This is a genomic window from Streptomyces sp. WAC06614 (genome assembly GCF_003949795.1).
Lineage (GTDB): Bacteria > Actinomycetota > Actinomycetes > Streptomycetales > Streptomycetaceae > Streptomyces.
On sequence record NZ_RPRY01000541.1, the window covers coordinates 1 to 2,750 of the forward strand.

Sequence of the window (2,750 nt, forward strand, 5' to 3'; positions counted from 1 at the left end):
CGGCTGGGGCGCTCGGTGCTCGGGGGGACGGAGGTACGGCTGTGGATCGGGCTGGACGGCCGCGTCCGCGCCCGTCCAGCCCGATCCACAGCCGTACCTCCGTCCCCCCGAGCACCGAGCGCCCCAGCCGGACGTCTCCGCCCGTGGACTCCGCCACCCGGCGGACGATGTCCAGCCCCAGCCCGGTCGAGCCGTCGCGGGCTCCGTCGTTGCCGCGCCGCAGCGCCGCGTCGGGGTCGGCGATACCGGGGCCGGCGTCCGAGACCAGGACGATCACCGCGTCCCCTGCGTCGTGCACGTCCACCGCGAACGGGGTGCCCTCGGGCGTGTGCCGGAAGACGTTGCCCAGCAGGGCGTCCAGCGCCGCCGCGAGCTCCGGCCGGGCCACCGGGATCCGGGCCGGGCGGTCCACGCCCGCCACCCGCACCGTCCGGCCCTCGTCCTCGGCCAGCGCCGACCAGAAGGCCATCCGCTCGCGGATCACCTCGGAGGCGTCGCAGCCGGCACCCGTCCCGCCCTGGTGCGCGGGGCGCTGCTCGCGCGCCGTCCGGATGATGGTGTCCACCTCCCGCTCCAGCTGCTCCACCGCCGCCCGGGTCTGCTCGGCGGCCGGACCGTCGCCGAGCGAGGCCGCGTTGAGCCGGAGCACCGTCAGCGGCGTGCGCAGCCGGTGCGAGAGGTCGGCGGCCAGTTCCCGCTCGTTGGCGAGGAGTTCGACGACCTGGTCGGCCATGGCGTTGAACGCCACCGCCGCCGACCTCAGTTCCTTGGGGCCGCCCTCGGGGACCCGCGCCCCCAGCCGCCCCTCGCCGAGCTGGTGGGCGGCGTCGGCGAGCCGTTCGGCGGGCCGCACCAGCCGGGCGCCCAACCGGTCGGCGACCGCCACCGAGCCGACCACCAGGGCCAGTCCGACGCCGGCGAGGATCAGCCAGGCGGTGGCGACACCGTTGCTGACCTCGCTCTCCGGCACGAAGATCTCGACCACGGCGATGTCCCCGGAGCCGATCGCGGTGGGTTGCAGCAGCGCCGAACCGCCGCCCGCGACCGAGGACGTGGTGGCGCGGCCGTACTCCCGGGTCCGCTCCACGTCACCGGCCGCGGCCCGGCCCCGCCCGATGGTCACCGGGGCCCGGCCGCCGACGCCCGGCACGTGCACGGCCATCCGGTCCGCCGCGCCCATCTGCGTGGACTCCACGGCCCGGCGCAGCTGCTGGGGGTCGGTGGTGATGGACAGGGTGGGCCCGATCGTGGCGGCCTGCCGCTCGGCGTTGGAGAAGGCCCGGTCGCTGGCCATCTCCTGCACCACCAGGCCGAGCGGAACGGCGAAGGCCACGACCACCATGGCGGTGACCGCGAGGCACACCTTGACGAGGGCCCATCTCACGCGGGCGGCTCCAGCTTCACCCCGACGCCCCGCAAGGTGTGCAGATAGCGGGGGTTGGCGGCGGTCTCGCCCAGTTTGCGGCGCAGCCAGGACAGATGGACGTCGATGGTCTGGTCGTCGCCGTACGACTGCTGCCAGACCTCGGCCAGCAGCTCCCGGCGGGCCACGACCACGCCGGGCCGCCCCGCCAGGAACGCCAGCAGGTCGAACTCCCGCCGCGTCAGGTCCAGTACCGCCCCGTCCAGCTCGGCCAGCCGGCGCAGCGGGTCGATGGCGAGGCCGCCGACCCGCAGCACGCGCGAGGGCGGTTCGGCCCCGGCGGCGGCCCGGGAGCGCCGCAGGACGGCGGCCATCCGGGCGGAGAGGTGCTCCACGGAGAAAGGTTTGGTCAGGTAGTCGTCGGCGCCGGCGTTGAGCAGCCGGACGATCTCGGTCTCGTCGTCGCGGGCGGTCGCGATGATCACCGGTACGTCGGTGATCCCGCGCAGCATCTTCAGCGCCTCGGACCCGTCCAGATCGGGCAGTCCGAGGTCCAGGATCACCACGTCGAACCGGTGGTGGGCGACCTCGCGCAGCGCCTCCAGGGCCGTACCGACGCTCCGCACCGTGTGGGAGGCGTCGGTCAGGTGCCGGATGAGGGCGGAACGTACGAACTGGTCGTCCTCGACCACGAGCACACTTGCCATGGCCCGCACCCTAGGCCATCCGGGGGACTCCGGGAGGGGCCGGGCCGCCTCCGTGACGGGTGGTGCAGTATGGGCGCTGATGCACAGAGGACTCGTCCACGCGTTCGCGTGGCTGCTGGCGACCGGGGCGGCGGTGACGCTGTCGTGGTGGGGCGTGCGCACGGTGATGTCCGGCACGGCCTACGACCGCCCGCTGGCGGTTCCGCTCACCGCCCGGCCGCTGTCCTCCTCGACGAGCGGCGACGCGGCGGACGGCGTCCCGCCGGCGCCGTCGCCCTCGCCCTCCCCGTCCTCCTCCGCCTCGCCGGGGCCGGCCGGCTCCGCGGCGGCCGCTCCCTCGTCGGCCGCGTCGCGCCCGGCGCCGAAGCCTTCCGCCGGCCGGTCCGCGGACGCGCAGCCGGGCGGCGACGCGGGCGAGGTGAAGGGGTACAGCGTCTCCGGCGGCCGGGTGGTCTTCTCCTTGGGAGACAGCTCGGCCGAACTGGTCACGGCGACCCCGGCGGGCGGCTGGCGGATGCAGGTCTGGAAGCAGCCCTACTGGATCCGGGTCACCTTCAGCCGCGACGGCCGCGAGTCCTCGGTGTTCTGCACCTGGCACGACCACGCGCCGACGGTGGAGCTGGACGAACGCTGAGGCGGCGGGCCGCGGGTCCGCCCGCCCCCTCTGCCCCCTCCGATCC

General features: G+C 75.5%; 3 protein-coding genes. 1 reads left to right on the top strand and 2 read right to left on the bottom strand.

Features of this window, described 5'->3' with window-relative positions; translation table 11 throughout:
* Both EF918_RS34375 and EF918_RS34380 read right to left on the bottom strand, forming a co-directional pair.
* Nucleotides 1-1,384 (bottom strand): HAMP domain-containing sensor histidine kinase (locus EF918_RS34375; RefSeq protein ID WP_148141327.1); only part of this gene is annotated, 1,384 nt, incomplete at its 3' end.
* The gene (locus EF918_RS34380; protein ID WP_125652793.1) at nt 1,381-2,070 is read right to left on the bottom strand and encodes a response regulator transcription factor; all 690 of its coding nucleotides are present in this window, start codon (nt 2,068-2,070) and stop codon (nt 1,381-1,383) included. The genes EF918_RS34375 and EF918_RS34380, both read right to left, overlap by 4 nt.
* A gap of 79 nt (nt 2,071-2,149) precedes the next feature.
* Between EF918_RS34380 and EF918_RS34385 the strand changes: the two genes are divergently transcribed.
* Nucleotides 2,150-2,704 (top strand): hypothetical protein, encoded by a 555-nt coding sequence (locus EF918_RS34385; RefSeq protein WP_125652794.1) that lies wholly within the window; start codon nt 2,150-2,152, stop codon nt 2,702-2,704.
* Nucleotides 2,705-2,750: the final 46 nt, after the last annotated feature.

What these genes read in the sequence shown, in the direction of transcription:
- EF918_RS34380 (WP_125652793.1), bottom strand. Translation starts at nt 2,070, where the DNA reads ATGGCAAGTGTGCTCGTGGTCGAGGACGACCAGTTCGTACGTTCCGCC.
- EF918_RS34385 (WP_125652794.1), top strand. Translation starts at nt 2,150, where the DNA reads ATGCACAGAGGACTCGTCCACGCGTTCGCGTGGCTGCTGGCGACCGGG.